Source organism: Sphingobium sp. TomTYG46 (assembly GCF_055396345.1).
In genome coordinates this window covers 1,956,335-1,975,304 of the sequence record NZ_AP027324.1, presented here as the reverse complement: position 1 = coordinate 1,975,304, position 18,970 = coordinate 1,956,335, and the positions used below count along the sequence as shown (strand labels likewise).

At 62.4% G+C, this 18,970-nt stretch carries 22 protein-coding genes; 9 read left to right on the top strand and 13 right to left on the bottom strand.

Annotated features, from left to right (window positions below; genetic code table 11):
* Nucleotides 1-91: 91 nt before the first annotated feature.
* A complete protein-coding gene (locus ACZ5YV_RS10020) occupies nucleotides 92-901 on the bottom strand; it encodes an OmpA family protein (RefSeq protein ID WP_464787487.1) in 810 nt (269 codons plus the stop codon).
* Nucleotides 876-2,798: a YadA family autotransporter adhesin gene (locus tag ACZ5YV_RS10015; RefSeq protein WP_464787486.1), complete on the bottom strand. Its 1,923-nt coding sequence runs from the start codon at nucleotides 2,796-2,798 to the stop codon at nucleotides 876-878. Before ACZ5YV_RS10015 ends, ACZ5YV_RS10020 begins: the two co-directional genes overlap by 26 nt.
* Nucleotides 2,799-2,941: 143 nt before the next feature.
* Here ACZ5YV_RS10015 and ACZ5YV_RS10010 point away from each other — a divergent pair, with 143 nt between their 5' ends.
* A complete protein-coding gene (locus tag ACZ5YV_RS10010) occupies nucleotides 2,942-4,039 on the top strand; it encodes a PAS domain-containing protein (protein ID WP_464787485.1) in 1,098 nt (365 codons plus the stop codon).
* Between the two features lie 26 nt (nucleotides 4,040-4,065).
* On the opposite strand, the gene ACZ5YV_RS10005 is transcribed toward ACZ5YV_RS10010, so the two are convergent.
* The 3 genes from ACZ5YV_RS10005 to ACZ5YV_RS09995 are packed head-to-tail and all read right to left on the bottom strand — an operon-like array spanning nucleotide 4,066 to nucleotide 6,543.
* Nucleotides 4,066-4,788, bottom strand: coding sequence for an anti-sigma factor family protein (locus ACZ5YV_RS10005; RefSeq protein ID WP_464787484.1), 723 nt, complete (start codon nucleotides 4,786-4,788; stop codon nucleotides 4,066-4,068).
* Nucleotides 4,781-5,314: a sigma-70 family RNA polymerase sigma factor gene (locus tag ACZ5YV_RS10000; protein WP_464787483.1), complete on the bottom strand. Its 534-nt coding sequence runs from the start codon at nucleotides 5,312-5,314 to the stop codon at nucleotides 4,781-4,783. Before ACZ5YV_RS10000 ends, ACZ5YV_RS10005 begins: the two co-directional genes overlap by 8 nt.
* The gene (locus ACZ5YV_RS09995) at nucleotides 5,302-6,543 is read right to left on the bottom strand and encodes a glycosyltransferase family 4 protein (RefSeq protein WP_464787482.1); all 1,242 of its coding nucleotides are present in this window, start codon (nucleotides 6,541-6,543) and stop codon (nucleotides 5,302-5,304) included. Before ACZ5YV_RS09995 ends, ACZ5YV_RS10000 begins: the two co-directional genes overlap by 13 nt.
* A gap of 231 nt (nucleotides 6,544-6,774) precedes the next feature.
* Here ACZ5YV_RS09995 and ACZ5YV_RS09990 point away from each other — a divergent pair, with 231 nt between their 5' ends.
* From ACZ5YV_RS09990 to ACZ5YV_RS09975, 4 genes are all read left to right on the top strand, one after another.
* Nucleotides 6,775-7,407, top strand: a complete 633-nt coding sequence (locus ACZ5YV_RS09990) for a peptidylprolyl isomerase (protein ID WP_464789200.1) — start codon at nucleotides 6,775-6,777, stop codon at nucleotides 7,405-7,407.
* Nucleotides 7,408-7,466: 59 nt separating this feature from the next.
* A complete protein-coding gene (locus tag ACZ5YV_RS09985; RefSeq protein WP_464787481.1) occupies nucleotides 7,467-8,210 on the top strand; it encodes a DUF72 domain-containing protein in 744 nt (247 codons plus the stop codon).
* A gap of 306 nt (nucleotides 8,211-8,516) precedes the next feature.
* Nucleotides 8,517-8,903 carry a gamma-glutamylcyclotransferase family protein gene (locus tag ACZ5YV_RS09980; RefSeq protein ID WP_464787480.1) on the top strand — a complete coding sequence of 129 codons (387 nt, stop codon included), beginning with the start codon at nucleotides 8,517-8,519 and terminating at the stop codon, nucleotides 8,901-8,903.
* Between the two features lie 88 nt (nucleotides 8,904-8,991).
* Complete coding sequence (locus tag ACZ5YV_RS09975) at nucleotides 8,992-9,912, top strand: dienelactone hydrolase family protein (RefSeq protein ID WP_464787479.1); 921 nt, start codon at nucleotides 8,992-8,994, stop codon at nucleotides 9,910-9,912.
* Nucleotides 9,913-10,014: 102 nt separating this feature from the next.
* Here ACZ5YV_RS09975 and ACZ5YV_RS09970 read toward each other — a convergent pair whose 3' ends face one another.
* Entirely contained in the window at nucleotides 10,015-10,548 is a 534-nt protein-coding gene (locus ACZ5YV_RS09970) for a peroxiredoxin (RefSeq protein ID WP_464789199.1), read from the bottom strand.
* Nucleotides 10,549-10,673: 125 nt separating this feature from the next.
* Here ACZ5YV_RS09970 and ACZ5YV_RS09965 point away from each other — a divergent pair, with 125 nt between their 5' ends.
* The 4 genes from ACZ5YV_RS09965 to ACZ5YV_RS09950 all read left to right on the top strand — a co-directional run bounded on the left by ACZ5YV_RS09965 (nucleotide 10,674) and on the right by ACZ5YV_RS09950 (nucleotide 13,738).
* A complete protein-coding gene (locus tag ACZ5YV_RS09965) occupies nucleotides 10,674-11,180 on the top strand; it encodes a hypothetical protein (RefSeq protein WP_464787478.1) in 507 nt (168 codons plus the stop codon).
* Nucleotides 11,181-11,220: 40 nt separating this feature from the next.
* Entirely contained in the window at nucleotides 11,221-12,291 is a 1,071-nt protein-coding gene (recF, locus tag ACZ5YV_RS09960; RefSeq protein ID WP_464787477.1) for a DNA replication/repair protein RecF, read from the top strand.
* A 108-nt stretch (nucleotides 12,292-12,399) separates the two neighbouring features.
* The gene (locus ACZ5YV_RS09955; RefSeq protein WP_464789198.1) at nucleotides 12,400-12,933 is read left to right on the top strand and encodes a CHAP domain-containing protein; all 534 of its coding nucleotides are present in this window, start codon (nucleotides 12,400-12,402) and stop codon (nucleotides 12,931-12,933) included.
* A gap of 79 nt (nucleotides 12,934-13,012) precedes the next feature.
* Nucleotides 13,013-13,738, top strand: coding sequence for a CHAP domain-containing protein (locus tag ACZ5YV_RS09950; RefSeq protein ID WP_464787476.1), 726 nt, complete (start codon nucleotides 13,013-13,015; stop codon nucleotides 13,736-13,738).
* A 237-nt stretch (nucleotides 13,739-13,975) separates the two neighbouring features.
* Here the strand turns inward: ACZ5YV_RS09950 and ACZ5YV_RS09945 are convergent, their stop codons facing one another.
* The 7 genes from ACZ5YV_RS09945 to ACZ5YV_RS09915 all read right to left on the bottom strand — a co-directional run bounded on the left by ACZ5YV_RS09945 (nucleotide 13,976) and on the right by ACZ5YV_RS09915 (nucleotide 18,836).
* Nucleotides 13,976-14,251, bottom strand: coding sequence for a DUF3297 family protein (locus ACZ5YV_RS09945; RefSeq protein ID WP_464787475.1), 276 nt, complete (start codon nucleotides 14,249-14,251; stop codon nucleotides 13,976-13,978).
* A gap of 30 nt (nucleotides 14,252-14,281) precedes the next feature.
* Nucleotides 14,282-15,136 carry a S1 family peptidase gene (locus ACZ5YV_RS09940; RefSeq protein WP_464787474.1) on the bottom strand — a complete coding sequence of 285 codons (855 nt, stop codon included), beginning with the start codon at nucleotides 15,134-15,136 and terminating at the stop codon, nucleotides 14,282-14,284.
* 3 nt (nucleotides 15,137-15,139) lie between these two features.
* The gene (locus ACZ5YV_RS09935) at nucleotides 15,140-15,562 is read right to left on the bottom strand and encodes a DUF350 domain-containing protein (protein WP_464778238.1); all 423 of its coding nucleotides are present in this window, start codon (nucleotides 15,560-15,562) and stop codon (nucleotides 15,140-15,142) included.
* 104 nt (nucleotides 15,563-15,666) lie between these two features.
* Nucleotides 15,667-15,966, bottom strand: coding sequence for a hypothetical protein (locus tag ACZ5YV_RS09930; protein WP_464787473.1), 300 nt, complete (start codon nucleotides 15,964-15,966; stop codon nucleotides 15,667-15,669).
* Between the two features lie 118 nt (nucleotides 15,967-16,084).
* Complete coding sequence (locus ACZ5YV_RS09925; protein ID WP_464787472.1) at nucleotides 16,085-17,326, bottom strand: class I SAM-dependent methyltransferase; 1,242 nt, start codon at nucleotides 17,324-17,326, stop codon at nucleotides 16,085-16,087.
* 32 nt (nucleotides 17,327-17,358) lie between these two features.
* Nucleotides 17,359-18,111 carry a molybdopterin-dependent oxidoreductase gene (locus tag ACZ5YV_RS09920; protein ID WP_464787471.1) on the bottom strand — a complete coding sequence of 251 codons (753 nt, stop codon included), beginning with the start codon at nucleotides 18,109-18,111 and terminating at the stop codon, nucleotides 17,359-17,361.
* Nucleotides 18,108-18,836 (bottom strand): cytochrome b/b6 domain-containing protein, encoded by a 729-nt coding sequence (locus tag ACZ5YV_RS09915; protein WP_464789197.1) that lies wholly within the window; start codon nucleotides 18,834-18,836, stop codon nucleotides 18,108-18,110. The genes ACZ5YV_RS09920 and ACZ5YV_RS09915 overlap by 4 nt, the downstream gene beginning before the upstream one ends.
* Nucleotides 18,837-18,970 lie beyond the last annotated feature (134 nt).

Genomic DNA, 18,970 nt, shown 5'->3' with positions numbered 1-18,970 from the left:
GAGAACTTTACAAGTTTATACATAAAAATTCTCACATGATAATTGTAATATATTTTATATACGGAAATATGATTTAAAATATATTACTACATCAATTTTCTATTGGTTTATCGTCGAAAACTATCACTCTTCTGTTCAACGGCTCAGCTGTATCATTTCCTTTGTCCAGCGCGGGTGATCGTTCCCCGGCGCCGGATATCTGAAGGCGTGCAGCGGGAATCCCTAGGGCGATCAGCTTTCCGGCGACCGCGTCGGCGCGCATGAGGCTCAGCTGATCATTATGAGCGTCCGGCCCCGCGCTATCGGTATAGCCGACCACGGACAGGGAACGACCCGACTCACCTATCGATGTGACCAACGCAGCCAGGTCGCGGCGGGCCGCTTCGCTCAGGTCCGCCTTGTCGAAATCGAAATAGACGGAGAGGGGCTGCATCTGCGGAGCAGAACCGCGAGGCGGAAGGACGGCTTCGACCTTTTCCATGACGGGATAGACGGCAGATCGGCAATCTGCGCTATTCCACGCCATGTTTTCCAGGTGCATCCGCCGGTCCCACCGTAGTTGCAGGCGGCAAATCCGATAGGCTGTCCCGGCCCCGGTGTAAAAGTTGAGGATGTAGTCCCACTGATGTTCGCCGAAGAATCCTTCGTGAAAATGCGGGACGCCCACAAGGGCATAGACCTGACGTTTGGTCATACCTGGAAGGATCAGCCGCAGCGTCCCGGGCAGAAGGAATACGCCTTCCCTGCGGGTAGCGTGGCGGGGATCGGGAAAGGCTGACGACGGAGCGATTTCCGGCAGGAAGCGTGGGTCGGCTGCCTTCGCTCCGGATGCGGGAAACATCGCCAGCGCGATGATGGCAAGACAAGCGGGGCGCTTAAAATGCGATGCCAAAGCCGGCATTGGCGCCTCCTTGATTGCGGCTGTTGTAAGCGGCGGATGCCTTGACGATCAGCCTGCCATTATCGGAAACCTTGGAAAGGCCCATCGCGACGGCATGTTCGCCCTGCCAGGTGCTCATGCCAAAACCCAGCATGCTACTTCCCGCTTCGGAAAATTGGGGGATGCCGGCCATCGCCATCGAAGCCGCGGTGCCTCCTTCGGCATCCCGGCGCAGATCCCGCATGCCCGCATTGAGCTGGTTGAAGCGCAGATCTGTATAGTCATTGGCCAGAGTAACAGCTTGGCCCATCCCGCCCTGAAGCTGTTGCAGATTGACGGCGTCGGTCGCGGCAATGCCGTCTGCGACATGCGTTATCTGCCGTTCCGCTCCGGCACTGCCGACCGAGACCGTATTGGCTCGGTCCGCTACGGATGCGTAGCCCAGGGCAACACTCGAATCCGCCTGCGCTTGCGCCTGCGTGCCGATCGCTACGCTGCTCGCACCCGACGAGACGGCCCCGGCTCCGGCCGCCAAACTGTCCGCGCCGCTCGCGACGGGCTTGGCATAGCCGGAACTGTTGTTCACCTGGAAATAGCCGGCTCGCCCTTCTTCAAGATCGGTGATGGCGGTCATGTTGTAGGCCAGCTGCACATTGGTCGCATAAAGCTGCGCGCCGTTCACCGCATCGGTCGAACTGGCGCTGAGCTGACCGGGTGCGACGCCTGTGATCCGCTGATCGACGCCGCCTCTGACTGCATTATAGGCTTGGGCGGCAGGATCGTAAGGAAGCGCGTCTTGGGCGGCACCGCCGCCTGAGTTGGTAGAACCGCCCAGCTGCGACACGTTGGCCGCATCGCTACTCGCGCTGCCCGCCGCCACATTGGCGATCTGCGTACCGCTGGCGCCTTGCAGCAGCACGGTGGATTTGGACGCATCCTGATATTTGACGGCCAGTTCGTTGAGCACGGAAAAGTCATAGGAAAGCTGGGCAATGGCCGCGCTGTTCTGCGCGACCTGATCGTTCGTGGCCTGGAGCTGGGAGCCGTTGACGGCGTCGGTGCTGAGCGCGTTAACCGCCCCAGCGCTGACATTGGTCAACAGCGTTCCCGAAGCGCCCTGCAAAGTCGCGACAGCGCGTGTGTTGTCGTCATATTGCACGGCGTTGCCGGACAGGGTGCCCAGTGCGTCATTGACCGCTTGCAACTGAGCCACGTTCACGGCATCGGTTGGATTGGCTCCAGCGGCCAAGCCAGTGATGCGGCGTCCGCCAATGTTGACCTCCGCGCTCGCCGTACCGCCGACAAGAAAGGCGGGAAGACTGAGCGTCGAACCGTTCGCGTTCGATCCCGCTCCCAACGCCACGCTGCCCGAATGGGATGCGACGGCGCCGGACCCGATGGCAATGGCGCCATAGGCACCCACCGACGTGCTTGCCAGATCGCCGATGGCAATGGCATCCAGCTCGCCTGCATTTGCAGTAAGGCCGGATGTGCCCAGGCCCGTGATCTTGTTGCCGCCGAACGAAATACCCTTCGGCGTGGTCAGGCTGAAGCTGTCGGCCTGGGTCTCGCACACCGGGTCGCTCATCAGGTCGATCGTGTTGCCGTTGATGTCGCGCGCGCCCAAATTGATCGGCGCACCGGACGCAGCGTTCGAAAGCGCGGTGCTGATTCCCAGATCGACTGTTCCAAATGTCAGCACGCCGAGCGTCGATTCCACGGGGGCAAGCACAGGTGTGATGACATTGCCGATCGTATCGGTCAGCGCGGATTGCGGAAGGCTCACGCCGGAGCATGCGCTGACGATATTGGCATGGGCTGCCATGCTTTGCCCGCCGACGACGACGATGGCTGCGATGGCAAGAGCATATCGATAGCGGATGTCCTTGGCCTGACGTGAATTCGCCGTGCCTGTCACGGACCCTTTCCAGCTCATATGTTTCCCCCCTGTGAAGTGAGTCCCCCTCCCATTTCGACCCTCCCTGACGGGGCGATCGATTGCGAAAGCCGGAATCCAACATCTCCACAGAAGATGCAGTCCATGTTCCTAAGGGGGTGCCAATGCGGCAGGCCCGGAAATTACGAAAAATGCGTATTCTGTTGAAGGACGAAAAGGACCTTTCCGTGACGGATTTCCGTTATTTTTCATGTGGCAGGACTAGATTTGAACAGAAAGAAATCATAGCGTTGCAATATCGTTTCGATCGGTTCGGGGCGCCCGAATGTAAATTGCAGAATCAGATTACTGACTGGGAAAGAGGAGCGCACGCGGTGTACGATATCCCGTCTGGCCAGATCGTAACCGCCACGGACCTGGTCCGGCATTTTGCCGCTCATTCGCGCCGCGCGCTGAATGAGCCCGTTCACATTATGAACCATGGCAATATCAGTCTGTCCCTGATCTCCACGGAACTGTTTCATCAATTAAACTGTGGTCAGATGCAGGTCCCCGACGACAGCAGGCTCGCAGCGAAGCTCGACGTGCTTCTGGATTTGATTCCTACGCAGGTGATCCTGGTGGATCAGGAACTAAAGCTCATGCGCATAAACCTAGCGGCGCGCAGACGGATCGAGGTCAGCGAGGAGGAGGCTCGGAGTCTTCCGCTGGCGCAGATTTTGAATGGCACCATCCATCATTTCAGCATGCGCACGCTTGAAAGGGTTCGCGATACTGGCGTTCCAGAAGAACTCGAACTCAGTCCTCCCAACCAGCCTTCGCTGATCTACAGTGTAAGGATAATACCCCTCCTCAAAGGTTTCGTACTTTTGGCTGATGAAATCATCGACAAGGTGACATTGCGCGAACAGGATGCACGCACCGCCGCCTATGAAAATCTGATTGACGGTCTGCCAGGGCTGGCGCGGGGAGCTTTCAATATTCGTGGCGTCGTGACCAAAATGTCTGGCACGCTAGCAGCACTCATCCACTCTGATGAAAGCAGGATCATCGGCGTCAGATTCGCAACATTGTTTGACGCATCGAATAGAGGAACGGTCAGTGATGCCATTGAAGCATTGCTGACCTCGGGAAAGCCATTCAGCCTGGCGGCATCACTGCTGGGCAGTGCCGCCCAGGATAGAACAGTTTGGGTCAACGCTGCGCCACTCCATTCGGCTGACGGTCAGACGGGCGGAGTTTTCTTGATAGCACCGAGCTAAGGTGGTCGAATCCCGCGTACGCCGAGTCAGGACCAATATTGGTTCAGCCGTTCCGCCTCCTGGTCGATCGTGCCGGGATCGCCTTCGCCGGTCAGGGCATAGGACATGTCGCCGCGTCGCCAGTAGGCGACGGACTGGTTCCCTTCCCGTACCGTGTCGGGGATGGCGGGGGCGTCGCTTTTCTGTCGTGTCGCGAAGATGGACAGGCGCTCGCCCGCGCCGGTTCTGATCGCTACGAGAAGGGCGGGACTTTTTCCTGCCGGGAAAAGCTGGACGTCGGTCACGTTCCAGTCTGCGGGCAATGTGGGCAGGAAGATGTGGGTTCGCGCCAGAAGCTCGTGATGGTCGAGCGCCTGCCCTTCGATTTGCGAAGCCATGCGCGCGCGGATCAGTGCGACCCGGTGAGAGGCGACGGCCATATCGACATAATCGGGCGGGCTAGGCCCGGTCGCCAGCAGCAATGCCAGCGCGGCCGCTGTCCCGGTCCCGCCGACCGTCGCTGCCCTGCGCCAGAAAGGCCGGGCTTTGGAAGGCGCGAACGCCGCCCCATCGTCGAGCAAATGGCGGGAGAGCTGTTCCTTCCTGTGCGCCAGCAGACGGAGTCCCGTCCGGGCGCTAAGGTCGGCCATCACCCGCGCCGCTAGGTCAGGTCGGGTGGCAAGATGCGCTTCCACGGCAAAGCGTCCGGCATCGTCCAGTTCGTCGTCGATATAGGCGTGCAATTCGTGATCGGCGGGTTCCTCAGTCATCCTGTCTTCCAACCAGACGCAACGTCGCCCGCCCATCGACGCTGCCAGAGTTCCGCAAGCCCGCCCGCGCCCGCGCCAGCCGTGACATGATCGTGCCCACCGGCACGTCCAGCACCTCGGCCGCTTCCTGATAGGTCATGCCTTCGACAGCGATCAGGTGCAGGACCGATCGATGATGGTCCGGCAGCGCGGCGAAGGATTGCCCCAATTGGGCAAGCTGCATCCGATGTTCCTGCCCGGCATCGACATGCGCCATCACCGTTTCGGCAAAGCGCGCGTCGCGTCGCGCCTCGGCGGCTTCGCGCCGTTTGCCCGATATGAAGACATTGTGGACGATAGCGAGCAGCCATTGGCGCCTGCTGCGACTGGGTTGAAAGCTGTCCTGCCGCTCGATCGCGCGCACCAGCGCATCCTGGACCACATCGTCGGCGTCCTGATCGTCGCGCGCGAGCGAACGGGCATAGCGGCGCATGGCGGTGAGGTCATCGCCGATCGGGCCGCTGGTGCCGCTTTTCAGCCAGCGCATGATATCAGTTCCGGGGCCATGGCGGACGGTGGGGCGTCCGCGAGGCAATCTGCATAGGCTTGATAAACAGGCGCAAGGACATCGTCCCAGTCATAGCGTTCGGCAGCCGCGCTGGCCATCGCGCTCATGCGGCGGCGGCGGCGGGGGTCGCCGATCAAATGTTCGACCGCGGCGGCATAGGCGGCCGCTTCTTTCGGTTCGACCAGCAGGCCCGTGACATCATGGGTGACAAGAGCGGAAGCGCTCGGCACGTCTGCCGACACGACGGGTAGCCCGCTCGCCATGGCTTCGAGATTGACGTTGCCAAAGGCTTCGGTGACGCTGGGATTGATCAATATGTCGGCGCTGGCAATGGCGGTGCCGAGGGCTTCCCCCTCCAGATGCCCGGCAAAGGTCGCATTGGGCAGGCGTTGCGCCAGCCAGCTGCGGGCCGGTCCCTCTCCCACGATCAGAGGACGCAGCCCATGGTGACGCTGACGCAGAAGCGCGATCGTCTCGGCAAAGACGTCCAGCCCCTTTTCCAGGACGAGGCGGCCAAAGAACAGCGGCACGACATCGTCGCGATCATAGCCATAGGCCGCGCGTACCGCGTCCGATCGGAGTGACGGATGGAAGCGCGCGCGATCGACGCCCCGGCCCCATATCGAAACCTTTGCCTTTCCATAAGCGCTGGCGAATTCATCGGCGATGGGCAGCGTCGGCGCCAATATGCGGTCGCACCGGCCATAAAAGCGGTCGAGATAGCGCTCGATCGGCTTGCGCAGGAAGGACAGGCGATAATAGTCCGCATAGGTTTCAAAGCGCGTGTGCACGCTGGCGATCACGGGCAGATCATTTTGCCGGGCGTAGCCTAGTGCCTGCCATCCAAGCCAGTCGGGCGCCGAAAGGTGGATGATGTCGGGGGCGAAGCTGTCGAGATCCGCGCGCGCGGCGGATGTAAGGCCCAGGGCCAGCCGATATTCGGGCCGTCCCGGCAAGCCGAGCGAACGAACGGCCTGAATATCGCCAACGGCGGCGAATGCGGGCTTTGGTGCGCGCGGCGTGTAGATGCGCACCTGCACGCCATGGCGCGCCTGAAGATAATCCACCAGCCGGTTGAGCGCCTGATTCGCACCGTCCCGGACGCAGTCATAATTGCCGGAAAATAGGGCGACCCGCATTGGCCGCTTTGCATCTCGGGCGGCGATCGGCGGGCGGGGCGAGCGGTCGAGGTGGAGAAGCGTTGCCATGGTGCGACGCTTACGCGTGCCGTCGCGCTTTTATTCCGGCTCACCTCCTTTTTTCAACAGACAGCGTAAAGCGGACTGATCGGGGACGGGAGACGTCCCGTTGGCCACTGGCGAGCGCACGGTTCGTCCTATAGCGCGATCATTGCCCGCGTGCTTTGGAATGGAGACGATAGATCCTTGGTTAGACCGCCGATTTCTGCTGCCCTGTTGCGCGCGCTTGTCCTGTTGTTGATGGTATTTCCGGCGGCGGTGTGGGGAGTGCCGGGCAATCGGCCGACGCCCGGCTACACGCGCGTGGCGATCGAGACGTCGGTTGGCACCATCGTGGTGGCGGTCGACAACAAGCGGGCGCCGCGCACTTCGGCCAATTTCCTTGCCTATGTCGATGATGGCCGGTTCGATGGCGTCACCTTTTACCGGGCGGCGCGGCGCAAGAGCGATGCGAGGCTGGGGCTGATCCAGGGCGGGATCGATACCGATGCGCGCCGGTCCCTGCCGCCGATCCCGCATGAGCCGACCAGCAAGACCGGCATCCGGCATCTCGACGCGACCCTGTCGATGGCGCGACCCAATCGGCCGAATTCGGCGATGGGCAATTTCTTCATCACGGCGGGCGCGACGCCCAATATGGACGCGCGGGGTGATTATATCGGCTATGCCGCTTTCGGCCATGTGGTCGCTGGCATGGATGTCGTGCGCCGCATCCTGGCCATGCCGACCTGTTGCGGGTCGGGGCCGATGCGGGGGCAGATGATCGTGAAGCCGGTGACGATCATTCGCGCAAAGCGGCTGGATGGCACGGCGCGGCCGACACGCGGGGTGAAGCCATGGCTGATCGGGCTGCGGCGCAAGGCGGCCTCCTGACATTTCCTCTGTTCCGGGCAGCGTTCAGGCGTCAGGATGGGCGCTGAAAGGAGAGTGCCATGGCGGCGGGACGCATCAGGGTAGGCATTGGAGGATGGACGTTCGAGCCATGGCGCGGCACCTTCTATCCCGAAGGGCTGCGGCAGAAGGATGAACTGGCCTATGTCGGCCAGCATCTGACCGCGACGGAGATCAACGCCACCTATTACAGCACGCAAAAGCCCGCGACTTTCGCCAATTGGGCCAAGGCGGTGCCGGATGGGTTCCAGTTCGCGGTGAAGGCGTCGCGATACTGCACCAATCGCCGTGTGCTGGCGGAGGCCGGGGAATCGATCGGCAAGTTCGTGGGGCAGGGGATCGCGGAACTCGGCGATCGGCTGGGTCCGATCCTGTGGCAATTCATGCCGACCAAGAAGTTCGAGCCGCAAGATTTCGGCGCTTTCCTGAAGCTGCTGCCCGATAGCGTCGATGGCGTCCCGCTGCGCCATGCGCTGGAGGTGCGGCATGAAAGCTTTGATGATCCCGCTTTCCTGCAACTGGCGCGCGATGCAGGCGCGGCGGTGGTGCTGGCGGATCATGACGAGTATCCTGCCATCGTCGGCCATGATGTGGGCTTTTCCTATTGCCGCCTGATGCGCACGCGGGAGGAGGAAGCGACCGGCTATTCGCTTGAGGAAATCGACGGCTGGAAAAAAAGAGCGAAAAGCATGGCGGATGATGGGGATGTCTTCGTTTTCTTCATCAGCGGTGCGAAAATCCGGGCGCCTGCCGCCGCCCAACGGATGATTGTTGCTTTGAAGTAACAGCGACTGTTGCGTTTGCTGCAACTGCGAACGCGCCCTTTGCGATTGAGGCAAAGGGCGTGGTCCATCATATGCGCTCTTGTCCAAACAGGGCGCAAAACAAAAATTGCAGGAAACGAAACATGCGGCACACTATGCAGGGCGTTGCGTTGATGGTTGCGGTCGGTGCGCAGATGCTGACCTTCTACTCGGTGCTTTTCGCCTGAGCGATTAATCGCTCCCCTTCATTCCTCGTCTTTGGGGAATTTCAAAAAGGCCGCCCGGCTATTGTCAGGGCGGCTTTTTTATTGATAGCGGTTACGCGCAATGAGCCAGCCTTTGCTATTTGTCTACGGGTCTCTCCGGCCCGGATTTTCAGGGGAGATGGCTCGCTGGCTGGCATCGGTGGCGGAATTTGCGGGTGCTGCCATTGCGAGCGGCGCGCTTTACCGGATCGATTATTATCCCGGCTTCGTTCCAGGTGCTGACGGAATTGTCACGGGTGAACTGTACCGGCTGCCTGATCCTGACGGCATCCTTGCCATCCTTGACGAGCATGAGGAGTGCGCGGCGCATTTTCCCGCGTCTCATGAATTTGCGCGGGAGTGGATCGAGGTGCGCAGCGCCGTGGGGGCGGTTCGTGCATGGACCTATGTTTATGCGCGCGATGTCGCGGGGCTGGAGCGAATCGCGAGCGGCGATTTCCTCGCCTGACTGACTTCGCTTGGTTGGCCTGACGGCTTGCGCTGGGCGGACGGGCCGATAATCTGCGGCGGCCGGGGGGCAACGGAGAGGAAGCGCGATGAGCAGTGAGAATGCAGAACCCGGCCCCATGGATCGCCTGCCCGAAGACCGCAGCTGGATCGACAGCACTGGGCTCGACCGGCGCAAGCTGCTGATGACCGGCGCCTTCGCGGCTGGTTTCGCCGCCGCATGCCGCCCGGTGTCGAGCAGCGCCGTGCAGACATCGGGCGAGGGGCTGGTCCTGGAGACGGTTTCGATCGCGGCGAGTGATGGCTTTGCCATGCCCGCCTATGTGGCGCGGCCGGAAAAGGCGAAGAAGGCGCCGGTTATCGTCGTGGTGCACGAGGTTTTCGGCGTCCATGAATGGATCCGCGACATCTGCCGCCGCTTTGCGCGAGAAGGCTATTATGCGATCGCGCCCGATCTGTTCACGCGGCATGGCGATGCGACCAAGATCGCCGATATCCAGCAGCTGATCAGCAGCATCGTGTCGAAGGCGCCCGATGCGCAGGTGTTGTCCGACATTGATACGACCTATGACTGGGCGGGCAAGCATGGTGGCGACGCGACGCGGCGGGGCATTACAGGCTTTTGCTGGGGCGGGCGGATCGTGTGGCTTTATGCAGCGCACAGTGCGCAATTGGATGCAGGCGTCGCATTCTATGGGAGGCTGGTCAGCGAGAAGACAGCGTTGCAGCCGGTGAGCGTTGTGGAGCAGGCGGGCGCGTTGAAGGCGCCAGTGCTGGGGCAATATGGCGGTTTGGACAAGGGCATACCCGTCGCTGATGTCGAGACGATGCGCGCGGCGCTGAAGAAGGCGGGCAAGTCGCCGCCGGATGCGATCACAGTCTATCCGGAGGCTGATCATGGCTTCATGGCGGATTACCGGCCGAGCTATAATGAGGCGGCGGCGAAGGAGGCCTGGGCGGCTACGCTGGAGTGGTTTGGGCGCTATGTGAAGGGTGGAGGAAGGGTATGAGCTTTCCCGTTCGTGTTGAGCGAAGTCGAGACATATGATGCGCCAGCGCTTCTCGACTTCGCTCGAAGCGAACGGAGATTGGACGAACGGGGTAGGCGTTCTCTATTTCGCCTTCATCGATTGCACGGCAGCGAGGGTGCTCTTTACATGGCCGGTATAATTCATCTCGCTGTGGACGAAGACGATCCGGCCGTTGGGCGCGATGACGTAAGAGGTGCGGTCGGTTATGCCCGGCGCCATCTTGAGCGCGACGTCATAGCCCGCGATGATGTCTGGCCCGGCCGAGGCGACCGCGAACTTGCCCGCGCATTCCTTGGTCGAGAAGGCGACAAGGTCGTCCACTGGATCAGCCGACATGCCTATCACCGTCGCGCCCGCTTTTTTGAAATCATCGATATGCGTCGCGAACTCGCGCGCTTCGGCAGAGCAGCCGGGGGTGAACGCCTTGGGGAAAAAGTAGAGGACGACCGGCCCGCGCTTCAACTGGTGGGACAGGGTGAGGGTGAAGGTCTTGCCCGCCCGCGCGCCGCGCGTGGTGAAATCGGGCGCCTTCGCACCGGCAGACAGCGCCGCGTTTGCGCCGGTCGATCCCAACATGGTGGCGGCAAAGGCCATTGCGATCATCGCGCGCTTCATCATCACCCGTCTCCATCCTTTGCGGCAGAGCAAGGGTGATGGCCCCAAGCCGTGCCGCTGGCAAGCCTGTAGCTGGAACCCTTCACCGCCCCGCCGGTTCATTACGGATGCGCCTGCTTTTCGCCATGCCATTGCTGTTGCTGGTTGCCTGCGACGACAAGGGCGGGGAAAAGCCCCGCATGTCGACCAACATCGTCGATGAGCAGGCGACCTATGATGTCAGCAACGAAACGCCTGCGCAGGATGAAACGCTGGCAGCAGTCAATGAGACGCCGCCCCAGCCGGGCGACAACGAATCTGTTTCCGCCGCTGCTGACAGGACGGGAACGGCGTCGCGCGTTGGCGCAATCCCTGCGGCGTTGCAGGGGAGCTGGACGGGCCTTAACGACCGTTGCGGCGATCGGTCGGCTGAATTGGAATTGAAGGTGACGTCGGACAGCCTGATCTTCCATGAAAGCGTCGGGACGGTGAGGGGGGTTGCGACCGGAACCGGCGGCAAGGTGAAGGTCGATGCCGCCTTTACCGGAGAAGGCGACAGCTGGACCAAGAAGCTGGAACTGCGCCCGTCGGCTAATGGTCGGGAACTCACCATCATCAATGACGGGGCGGCGGTGACGCGCAAGCGCTGCTGAAGCGCTTTCCGTTTCGTGCAGGTCTCGCTAGAGCGGGGCGATGATCGGCCGCCTGACCTTGAGCGATTTCCGCAATCATGCGGATGCGCTGATCCTGCCCGATCATGCTTTCATCGTGCTGACCGGCGAAAATGGTGCGGGGAAGACCAACATATTGGAAGCGGTGTCGATGCTGGCGCCCGGACGCGGCCTGCGTGGCGCGGCGTTGCGCGACATGGCGCGGCAGGGTGGGCCGGGCAGCTTCGGTATTGCGGCGGAGGTGGACGGGGTGGTGCTGGGCACCGGCACTTCGGCTCAGGCGCCAGACCGGCGGCAGGTGCGGATCGGCGGCGTCGCGTCCTCGGCCAACGCGCTGGCGGATCATCTGGCGATTGTGTGGCTGACGCCTGCTATGGACCGGCTGTTCATGGACAGCCCTGGCGGTCGGCGGCGGTTTCTGGACCGGCTGACGCTGGCGCTGCATCCGGGACATGCGGTGCATAGCGCCCGTTATGAGGCGGCGATGCGGGCGCGCAATCGGCTGCTGTCGGACCTGCCGCGCGCCGATCCGTCATGGCTGGCGGCGCTGGAGGCGCAGATGGAGGAGCATGGCGCGCTATTGTCCGCCGCGCGTGCCGATCTGGTTGCCCGGCTGGGCGTGGAACTTGTTGGCCAGCCCGATGAGCCTTTTGCCCGCCCGCTGCTGGCGATTGACGGAGAGGAGGAGGGCGAGGGGCTGCTTGCCCAGCGGCTGGCGCGGGAGCGGCGGCGGGATGCGGCGGCGGGGCGCACCCTGTCCGGGCCGCACCGGCAGGACCTTGCAGTCACCCATGCGGCCAAGGGGCAGGCGGCGGCGCTTTGCTCCACGGGCGAGCAGAAGGCGCTGTTGCTGTCGATCCTGCTTGCCCATGCTGCACTGGTCGCCGCCCATCGCGGCCAGCCGCCGGTCTTGCTACTCGATGAAGTGGCGGCCCACCTCGACCCGTCGCGGCGAGCTGCGTTGTTCGGCCGGTTAAGGGAAACCGGCGGGCAGGTGTGGATGACGGGAACGGAAGATAGTCTTTTCAACGAGTTGGGCGTAGCAACACGGTTAACGGTAACGGCGGGCCAGCTTTTTCGTTCCGCAGGTTAACCCGCCTCCGCAACAATTCACCGCTTGGCGCTTCTCAACTCATCCTGGCTCTGCGCTAAAGACGCCACGGGGTTGATAACGCACAACAAGTCGGGGGTCGTTTCACACATGGTCGGTGCTTTTCGCGCATTTATCGCGACTGCCGTGCTTGCGCTCGGCGCCCTGATCGTGACCCCTGCCGCCGCTGGCGTTCTCCAGTGCGCACCCTATGCGCGTCAGGTCTCCGGCATCGCACTTTATGGCAACGCCAATACCTGGTGGGGTCAGGCCGAGGGCCGCTATGATCGTGGTCATGAGCCGCGCGAAGGTGCTGTCCTGGCTTTCGCCGCCAGCCGTTCCATGCCCGTCGGTCATGTCGCCATGGTGAGCAAGGTGGTCAGCGATCGCGAAGTGTTGCTGACCCACGCCAACTGGTCCTATCGCGGCGGCATCGAGCGCAATGTGCGCGCCATCGACGTGTCGCCGAACAACGACTGGACCGATGTACGCGTCTGGTACGGCCCGATCGGTGGCCTTGGCCTGCGCTCGAACGCCGCCAAGGGCTTCATCTATCCCGGCCATGCCAGTGAGGCCGCGCCGGTGCAGATCGCCATGGCCGATCGCGTGAACCCGACCGCTGGCGCCGCTGGCGCTGCTTTCTGACAGTTTAACCAGTTCATAAGAGCCGCCGAATAATGTGATCGGCGGTGGGGCGATTCTCAGTGGTTTGAGGTCGCAAATAATGTTTCGATATGTTCGCGGGGCGGCTTGGCTGCTGGCGGCGCTGGTCGCCACGCCGGTATTCGGCGCAACCGCTTTGCAATGCGTGCCCTATGCGCGGATCGTGTCCGGCGTGAATATCCGGGGCGATGCGCTGACATGGTGGGATCAGGCGCAGGACCGCTATGCACGAGGGCATGTGCCCCGGCGCGGCGCCGTCATGACCTTTCGTCCCTATGGGCCGATGACCCTTGGCCATGTTGCAGTGGTCAGCAAGGTGCTGGACGACCGGCGCGTGCTGATTCGCCATGCCAACTGGTCGGTGCCTGGCGCGATCGAGGAAGATGTGCTGGCGCTGGATGTCTCCGACGCGGGAGACTGGAGCCAGGTGCGTGTGTGGCACAGCCCGACGGGGCAGATGGGTGCGCGGACCAACCCGACCTTTGGCTTCATCTATCCGGACAAGCCGCAGTTGCATGCGTTCGAGCCCGATCCCGCGCTGGGCACCAGTGTGCGGCTTGCGAAGGCGGATGCGGAGGATTGGAAGCCGACAAAGGCGGTGATCAAGGCTGACGGAGAGGAGCCGTCTCTGCGCCTTGCGAGCCTTGGCCGATCTTTGCGCAAGGCGGCGCATGAGCCGAAGCTGGAAATGGATATGCGGGCGATCCAGTTCGCGGATGCCGCGCCTTCGGGACGATCGCTGCGCGACATCATCGCCGATGTGAAGCGGGATGCGCGGCTGCGCTAGAGCATTTTCGAAGCAGATGGCATCATCTGCTGGCTCGGAAAATGCGGGAAACAAAAGACAAATAGAGCATGATCCGATTCAGTCTGATCGGATCATGCTCTAGATACATATTCCGTTCGGGCTGTTTGGATGAGCCACTTGTCTCATCTAAATGTCGAAGCCCTTCACTTCTCTTCAAAAGAAGGAAAGCCGTTGGCTTCGTCGGCCTTCGGCTCGCCAAGCTCAGGGCGAACGGTCTTATGATTCCGGCTGTGACGAATTTTCTTCGCCCTCGGCTCCACGCTCGAACCAGGCTTCCACCGGGCCGGTGAGCTTGATCGTCAGCGGCTGGCCGTGGCGGTCCTTGGTCTTGCCGGCGGCGACGCGGATCCAGCCTTCGGAAATGCAATATTCCTCGACATCGTTGCGGACGCGGTCCTTGAAGCGGATGCCGATGCCCCGTTGCAGCACGTCCATGTCGAAATGGGGGCTGCGCGGGTTGGTGGAGAGGCGGTCGGGAGGCGTGTCGCTCATGGCTGTTTCAGATCCTTCGTTTCGCGCCGCCTAGCCTTTTGGCCGCGCCGCCGTCAACCGGGGCGCGTCGTCCACGTCGCAGAAGATGCGGCGGATCACCCCCTGTTCCAGCCAGGAGGCAAAGCGTGTTTCTGCATCGGCCAGCCCTGCGAAGGGGTAGGCGACCGGCTGGTCATTGACGGCGCGGCTGGCGTGCACCAGCCGGATCATCGCATCGGGTGCGGTGGTCAGAATGCGGCCGCGCCGGTCGGTCGCCGCGCTGTTGACGCCAATGACATGGCCATCCTCGGCAAAGACGGGGCCACCACTGATCCCGGACAATGTGTCGTCGCTTTCGGGGAGGCGGGCGACTTCTGCCCAGGCGAGTACCGGCTGGGTTTCCTGCGTCCGTCCGCGCCGGGCGCTGGCCGCGCCGATCAGTTCCGATACGACAAGCGCCGCGTGGCCCGCTGGAAAGCCCATGTGGAAACCGAGCGATCCCGGCGCGGGTACGCGATCCGACAGTGGCAGCGCGTGATCGCTGGGCAGGCCGTCGCGCACCAGCGCGGCGTCGGCTTCCCGGCTCTCAACGATGCGGGACACGGCGCGGGCGACGCCACCGTCCTCCAACCCGATGCGGGAACAGTCATGGGTGACATGTTCGGCGGTTAGCCAGGCGCCGTCCCGATCGACGGCAAAGGCGGTGCCCATGCTGTCGGATGGCGCGGCCGCCCGATCCTCGATCACGAAGGCTTCATCGCTCCATTGCGGCATTGGGCGCCGGGGCGATCGGGGATCGAAGCTTTCGACCCGGAGCGGCGTCGGTTGCGTCACCTCGCCGATCCAGGCGATCGTCAATATGACGCCCAGCATCAGCGGGAGGCAGCCGATGCTCCGCCGTGCCATGGCTTAGCCCGCCACGGCCGCCGCCGTCAGGCAGGCGATCGCGACTTTCATCATGGCTAGGAAGATGGCGGCCGACCGCTCATTCGCCTCGATCCGTGCCGACAGGGACCCGAGCAGGAAATCCACGAAGCGGAAGGCGATAAGTTGGAGGATCAGCGTGACGCTGCCCCAGATGATCACGTCCCAGACATTGACCGACCCGGCGAGGCACAGCGCCAGAGGAATGGTCAGCCCGATCGCGGCGCCGCCAAGCGATATCGCCGCCGCCTCATTCCCCGCGCGGATCAGGGCGAATTCGTCGTGCGGCGTAATCCACATATAAAGCGCCAGAGCCGCGAGCCATGCCAGCGTTGCGGAGGCGAGGTGCAGCAGGAAGATGGGGAGCCCGGACAGCAGGCTCTGGATGACGGGCATGGGATCGCTCATGCGACCAAGGATGCCGCAACCTGATCCCCGCTTCAATCAGGGATCGGGTTGCGGAAGTGTTTCGGTGCCTGATTCAGACAGTTAGCCAGGCTTTTCTCTGTGTCTTATCGGCAGATACGCACCCGGACGTCCCGGTCGCGATAATAGTCATAGCGCCATTCGGTCCAGCAGCGCTGGCGATAGCGGAAATGATGCCGCCGTCCATCGCGCCAGTAGCGCCGGTCGTTGTGCCAGCGGCGGTCGTCGCGCCGGTCCCAATCGCGGTCATGGCGCCCGTCACGCCAGTCCCGGTCGCCATAGCCATAATAGCCGCCGCGATATTGCGCCTGGGCGGGCGCGGCAGTTGCGCCCAGCGCGGTAATCGCCAATCCGAGCGCGGTCGCGCCCTTCACGAAGATGTTCATTTCCTCTCTCCTCACTAGCACCCCCGGACGCATGGCGTTCAGCGGGCTACGGATGAGAAGATGCACTTGGTTGACTGAACCGTCCGGGAACGGCGCTGTCAGCCAGCGTTCAGGGGGACTATTTGCCGCGCAGTTCGTCCTCGGCAGACACCATATAGTCGCGCGTGATCGGCAGGGATCGGCGATTGCGCGTATATTGAACCTGGTAGTTCACCATGCTGCCATGTTCGAACACCGTGGCCGCGCCCGCCAGATAGAAGGTCCACAGGCGGAAGAAGCGTTCGTCATAAAGCGCGATGATATCCGCCCGGCGCGCCATGGCGCGGGCATACCATTGGCGGATGGTGAGGCCGTAGTGCAGCCGCAGCACTTCGACATCCGTCACCATCAGCCGGGTGCCCTCGCTGCCCTGGATCATTTCGGAGAGCGCCGGGATATAGCCGCCGGGGAAGATATATTTCTGGGTAAAGGCGTCGGTGATGCCTGGTCCATCGACGCGGCCGATCGTATGTATCAGCATCACGCCATCGGGCGTCAGAAGATCGCGGCACTTGTCGAAGAAGGTGCGGTAATGCGCCGTGCCGACATGTTCGAACATGCCGACCGATACGATCCGGTCGAATGGCCCGTCTATATCGCGATAGTCGATCAGCTCGAAACGGACATGATCGGCGACGCCTGCTTCCTCCGCCCGTTGCCGCGCGACCTTAAGCTGCTCCTCCGACAGGGTGATGCCGGTCACATCGACGCCGCAGGTGCGGTGCAGATATAGGGCCATGCCGCCCCAGCCGCAGCCAATGTCCAGCACCTTCATGCCCGGCTTCAGATGCAGCTTGGCCGCGATATGGGCTTTCTTGTCCTCCTGCGCCTGTTCCAGGCTGATCCCTGCCTCATTGTCCGCGTCCGGGAAATAGGCGCAGCTATATTGACGGTCGCGATCGAGGAAGAGGGCGTAGAGGGCGCCGGACAGATCATAATGATGGGCGACATTGGCCTTTGACCGCGCGCGGTGATTGGCGCGCCAGAGCGTCTGGCGGATCGATTTGAACCCGCGTTTCAGCCGCCCCTTGTCGCTGATCGACTTGCCGCTTTCCCAACTGTTGTTGGCGCGGATCAGCGAGATCAGTTCCATGATCCCGCCGCCCTCAATCGTGACCCGTCCGTCGATAAAGGCTTCCGCCATGCCCAGGCGCGGGTCCTTGACGATGTCGAAGGGCACGCGCGCGTCGCGGAACTTCAGCGCGAGCGAGGGGAAGGCCGGATCGGGCGTGCCTGCCGTCACCTTCCTGCCGTCATGATAGATGATGGTCAGCTGTCCTCGTGTGACCAGCCGCTTGATGACGCGATCGAATAATTTCATGGGCGGCAAATTGTCAGGTCATGCAGCGGCCGTCAAATGCCTGCATACCAATCATAATTGGCGCGATCTTCCCAATAGCCGCCCTTGCCGCCGCCGATGCCGGATAGGCTGTTGACCGCCTTAATCTCCATCAAATATTTGGCCTGCTTATAGCCCAATTGCCTCTCGACGCGCAGTCGCAGTGGCGCGCCATTGGCTACCCTCAGCGGCTGGTCATTGAGCGCGAAGGCGAGGATCGTCTGCGGGTGAAAGGCGTCGACCATGTCGATGCTTTCATAATAGGGCCGCCCGTCGCCCATGAAGTCAGCGCATTTGAAGACGAGATAGCGCGCGCGGTCGCTCATTCGTGCCGCATCGAGGACAAGGCCGAGGGGCACGCCGCGCCATTTGCCGATGGCGCTCCATCCTTCGACGCAATCGTGGCGGGTGATCTGCTCGCGGTGCGGAAGGCTGTGCAGCTGGGCAAGGGACAGCGAAAGAGGGCGGCCGACCAGCCCGGTGACCTTTAGCCGCCAATCGGCAAAGCCCGTCCGCCACAAAGCCCGATATTCGGGCGTGTCGGGATTGGCGGTTCCGTTGGGCCGGAAGAAGGGAGAAATCTGGTCGGGCCTGAACTCCCGCGCCAGCGCGTCGCGCGCCATCAGGCTGCGCTGCGCCCATTTGTGGAAATTATCCGCGGAGAACAGCGCGTCCCGCACATGTTCGTTGCGTGCCAGCCGGTCGCAGCCCGACAGCGAAGCCGCCGCGCAGAGCATCAGCGTGCGGCGATTGAGGATCAGGCTCATGGTCGATCCTCCGGCAAACGGTAGCGCCCGGTGATGATCGATCGCAATTCGTTCGCCGGGCCTGCCAGCAGCACCATGGTCAAGTGGACAAGGAAGAAGGCGACGAGCGCGAAGGCGGTGATGAAGTGGATCGATCGCGCCGATTGCCGCCCACCGAACAGATCGACCAGCCACGGCCAGGCCGCGTTCATGCCCGGCGACATGGTGAGGCCGGTGAGAATGATGAGTGGCAGGGCGACGAAGATGACCGCGATATAGCTCGCCTTCTGCAGGACATTATAGCGCAGTGCCGCCTGACCCGTCGGGAAGCGCAGCCGCGCATGATCGAGCATGTCCTGCCAGATATGGAGCGGCGCCAGCTCGCCTTTCCGGAAAGCAAGGTCGCGGCCAATATGGTGGCTCAGCAACGCCCAGAGCATATAGGCGAGCAGGACGAAGGCGAAGACGGGCGCAGCCGCGAGATGCCAGTGCCGCGACATCGCCAGATCATAATTGGCGGGCAGGGTGATCCATTTGCCAAAACGCTCCAGCTTCAGCCACGGCTGATCGAAATTCGCGCCATAATGGCCCCAATAGAGGCGTGGATGGGCATTGAAGATGCCAAGTCCGCTGGTGAAGAGGATGTAGAGCAGTCCGGCGTTGATCCAGTGCCACAGCCGCACCGGCCAGCGGTGGCGCAGTACCGGCAGCGCCTTGTCGCCAGAGGGGGAGGTGCCGCTGTCCATCGCTCTGCTGTTACCCTTTTGCATCAGTCCCGTCAAAAATCGCCAGCCATATCGGAACGTATCCGAAATGAGGTGCCGGTTCATCTTCTGGCCACATTCTCTGTGGATAGGAGCGCTCGGCCTTGCCACAAGGT

What these genes read in the sequence shown, in the direction of transcription:
- ACZ5YV_RS09945 (WP_464787475.1), bottom strand. Translation starts at nt 14,251, where the DNA reads ATGAGCGACACGCCTCCCGACCGCCTCTCCACCAACCCGCGCAGCCCC.
- ACZ5YV_RS10020 (WP_464787487.1), bottom strand. Translation starts at nt 901, where the DNA reads ATGCCGGCTTTGGCATCGCATTTTAAGCGCCCCGCTTGTCTTGCCATC.
- ACZ5YV_RS09930 (WP_464787473.1), bottom strand. Translation starts at nt 15,966, where the DNA reads ATGAACATCTTCGTGAAGGGCGCGACCGCGCTCGGATTGGCGATTACC.
- ACZ5YV_RS09995 (WP_464787482.1), bottom strand. Translation starts at nt 6,543, where the DNA reads ATGGCAACGCTTCTCCACCTCGACCGCTCGCCCCGCCCGCCGATCGCC.
- ACZ5YV_RS09920 (WP_464787471.1), bottom strand. Translation starts at nt 18,111, where the DNA reads ATGAGCCTGATCCTCAATCGCCGCACGCTGATGCTCTGCGCGGCGGCT.
- ACZ5YV_RS10000 (WP_464787483.1), bottom strand. Translation starts at nt 5,314, where the DNA reads ATGCGCTGGCTGAAAAGCGGCACCAGCGGCCCGATCGGCGATGACCTC.
- recF (WP_464787477.1), top strand. Translation starts at nt 11,221, where the DNA reads ATGATCGGCCGCCTGACCTTGAGCGATTTCCGCAATCATGCGGATGCG.
- ACZ5YV_RS09925 (WP_464787472.1), bottom strand. Translation starts at nt 17,326, where the DNA reads ATGAAATTATTCGATCGCGTCATCAAGCGGCTGGTCACACGAGGACAG.
- ACZ5YV_RS09950 (WP_464787476.1), top strand. Translation starts at nt 13,013, where the DNA reads ATGTTTCGATATGTTCGCGGGGCGGCTTGGCTGCTGGCGGCGCTGGTC.
- ACZ5YV_RS10010 (WP_464787485.1), top strand. Translation starts at nt 2,942, where the DNA reads ATGCGGCAGGCCCGGAAATTACGAAAAATGCGTATTCTGTTGAAGGAC.
- ACZ5YV_RS09980 (WP_464787480.1), top strand. Translation starts at nt 8,517, where the DNA reads ATGAGCCAGCCTTTGCTATTTGTCTACGGGTCTCTCCGGCCCGGATTT.
- ACZ5YV_RS09975 (WP_464787479.1), top strand. Translation starts at nt 8,992, where the DNA reads ATGAGCAGTGAGAATGCAGAACCCGGCCCCATGGATCGCCTGCCCGAA.
- ACZ5YV_RS09965 (WP_464787478.1), top strand. Translation starts at nt 10,674, where the DNA reads ATGCCATTGCTGTTGCTGGTTGCCTGCGACGACAAGGGCGGGGAAAAG.
- ACZ5YV_RS09990 (WP_464789200.1), top strand. Translation starts at nt 6,775, where the DNA reads ATGGTATTTCCGGCGGCGGTGTGGGGAGTGCCGGGCAATCGGCCGACG.
- ACZ5YV_RS09970 (WP_464789199.1), bottom strand. Translation starts at nt 10,548, where the DNA reads ATGAAGCGCGCGATGATCGCAATGGCCTTTGCCGCCACCATGTTGGGA.
- ACZ5YV_RS09985 (WP_464787481.1), top strand. Translation starts at nt 7,467, where the DNA reads ATGGCGGCGGGACGCATCAGGGTAGGCATTGGAGGATGGACGTTCGAG.
- ACZ5YV_RS09915 (WP_464789197.1), bottom strand. Translation starts at nt 18,836, where the DNA reads ATGGACAGCGGCACCTCCCCCTCTGGCGACAAGGCGCTGCCGGTACTG.
- ACZ5YV_RS10005 (WP_464787484.1), bottom strand. Translation starts at nt 4,788, where the DNA reads ATGACTGAGGAACCCGCCGATCACGAATTGCACGCCTATATCGACGAC.
- ACZ5YV_RS09935 (WP_464778238.1), bottom strand. Translation starts at nt 15,562, where the DNA reads ATGAGCGATCCCATGCCCGTCATCCAGAGCCTGCTGTCCGGGCTCCCC.
- ACZ5YV_RS09940 (WP_464787474.1), bottom strand. Translation starts at nt 15,136, where the DNA reads ATGGCACGGCGGAGCATCGGCTGCCTCCCGCTGATGCTGGGCGTCATA.
- ACZ5YV_RS09955 (WP_464789198.1), top strand. Translation starts at nt 12,400, where the DNA reads ATGGTCGGTGCTTTTCGCGCATTTATCGCGACTGCCGTGCTTGCGCTC.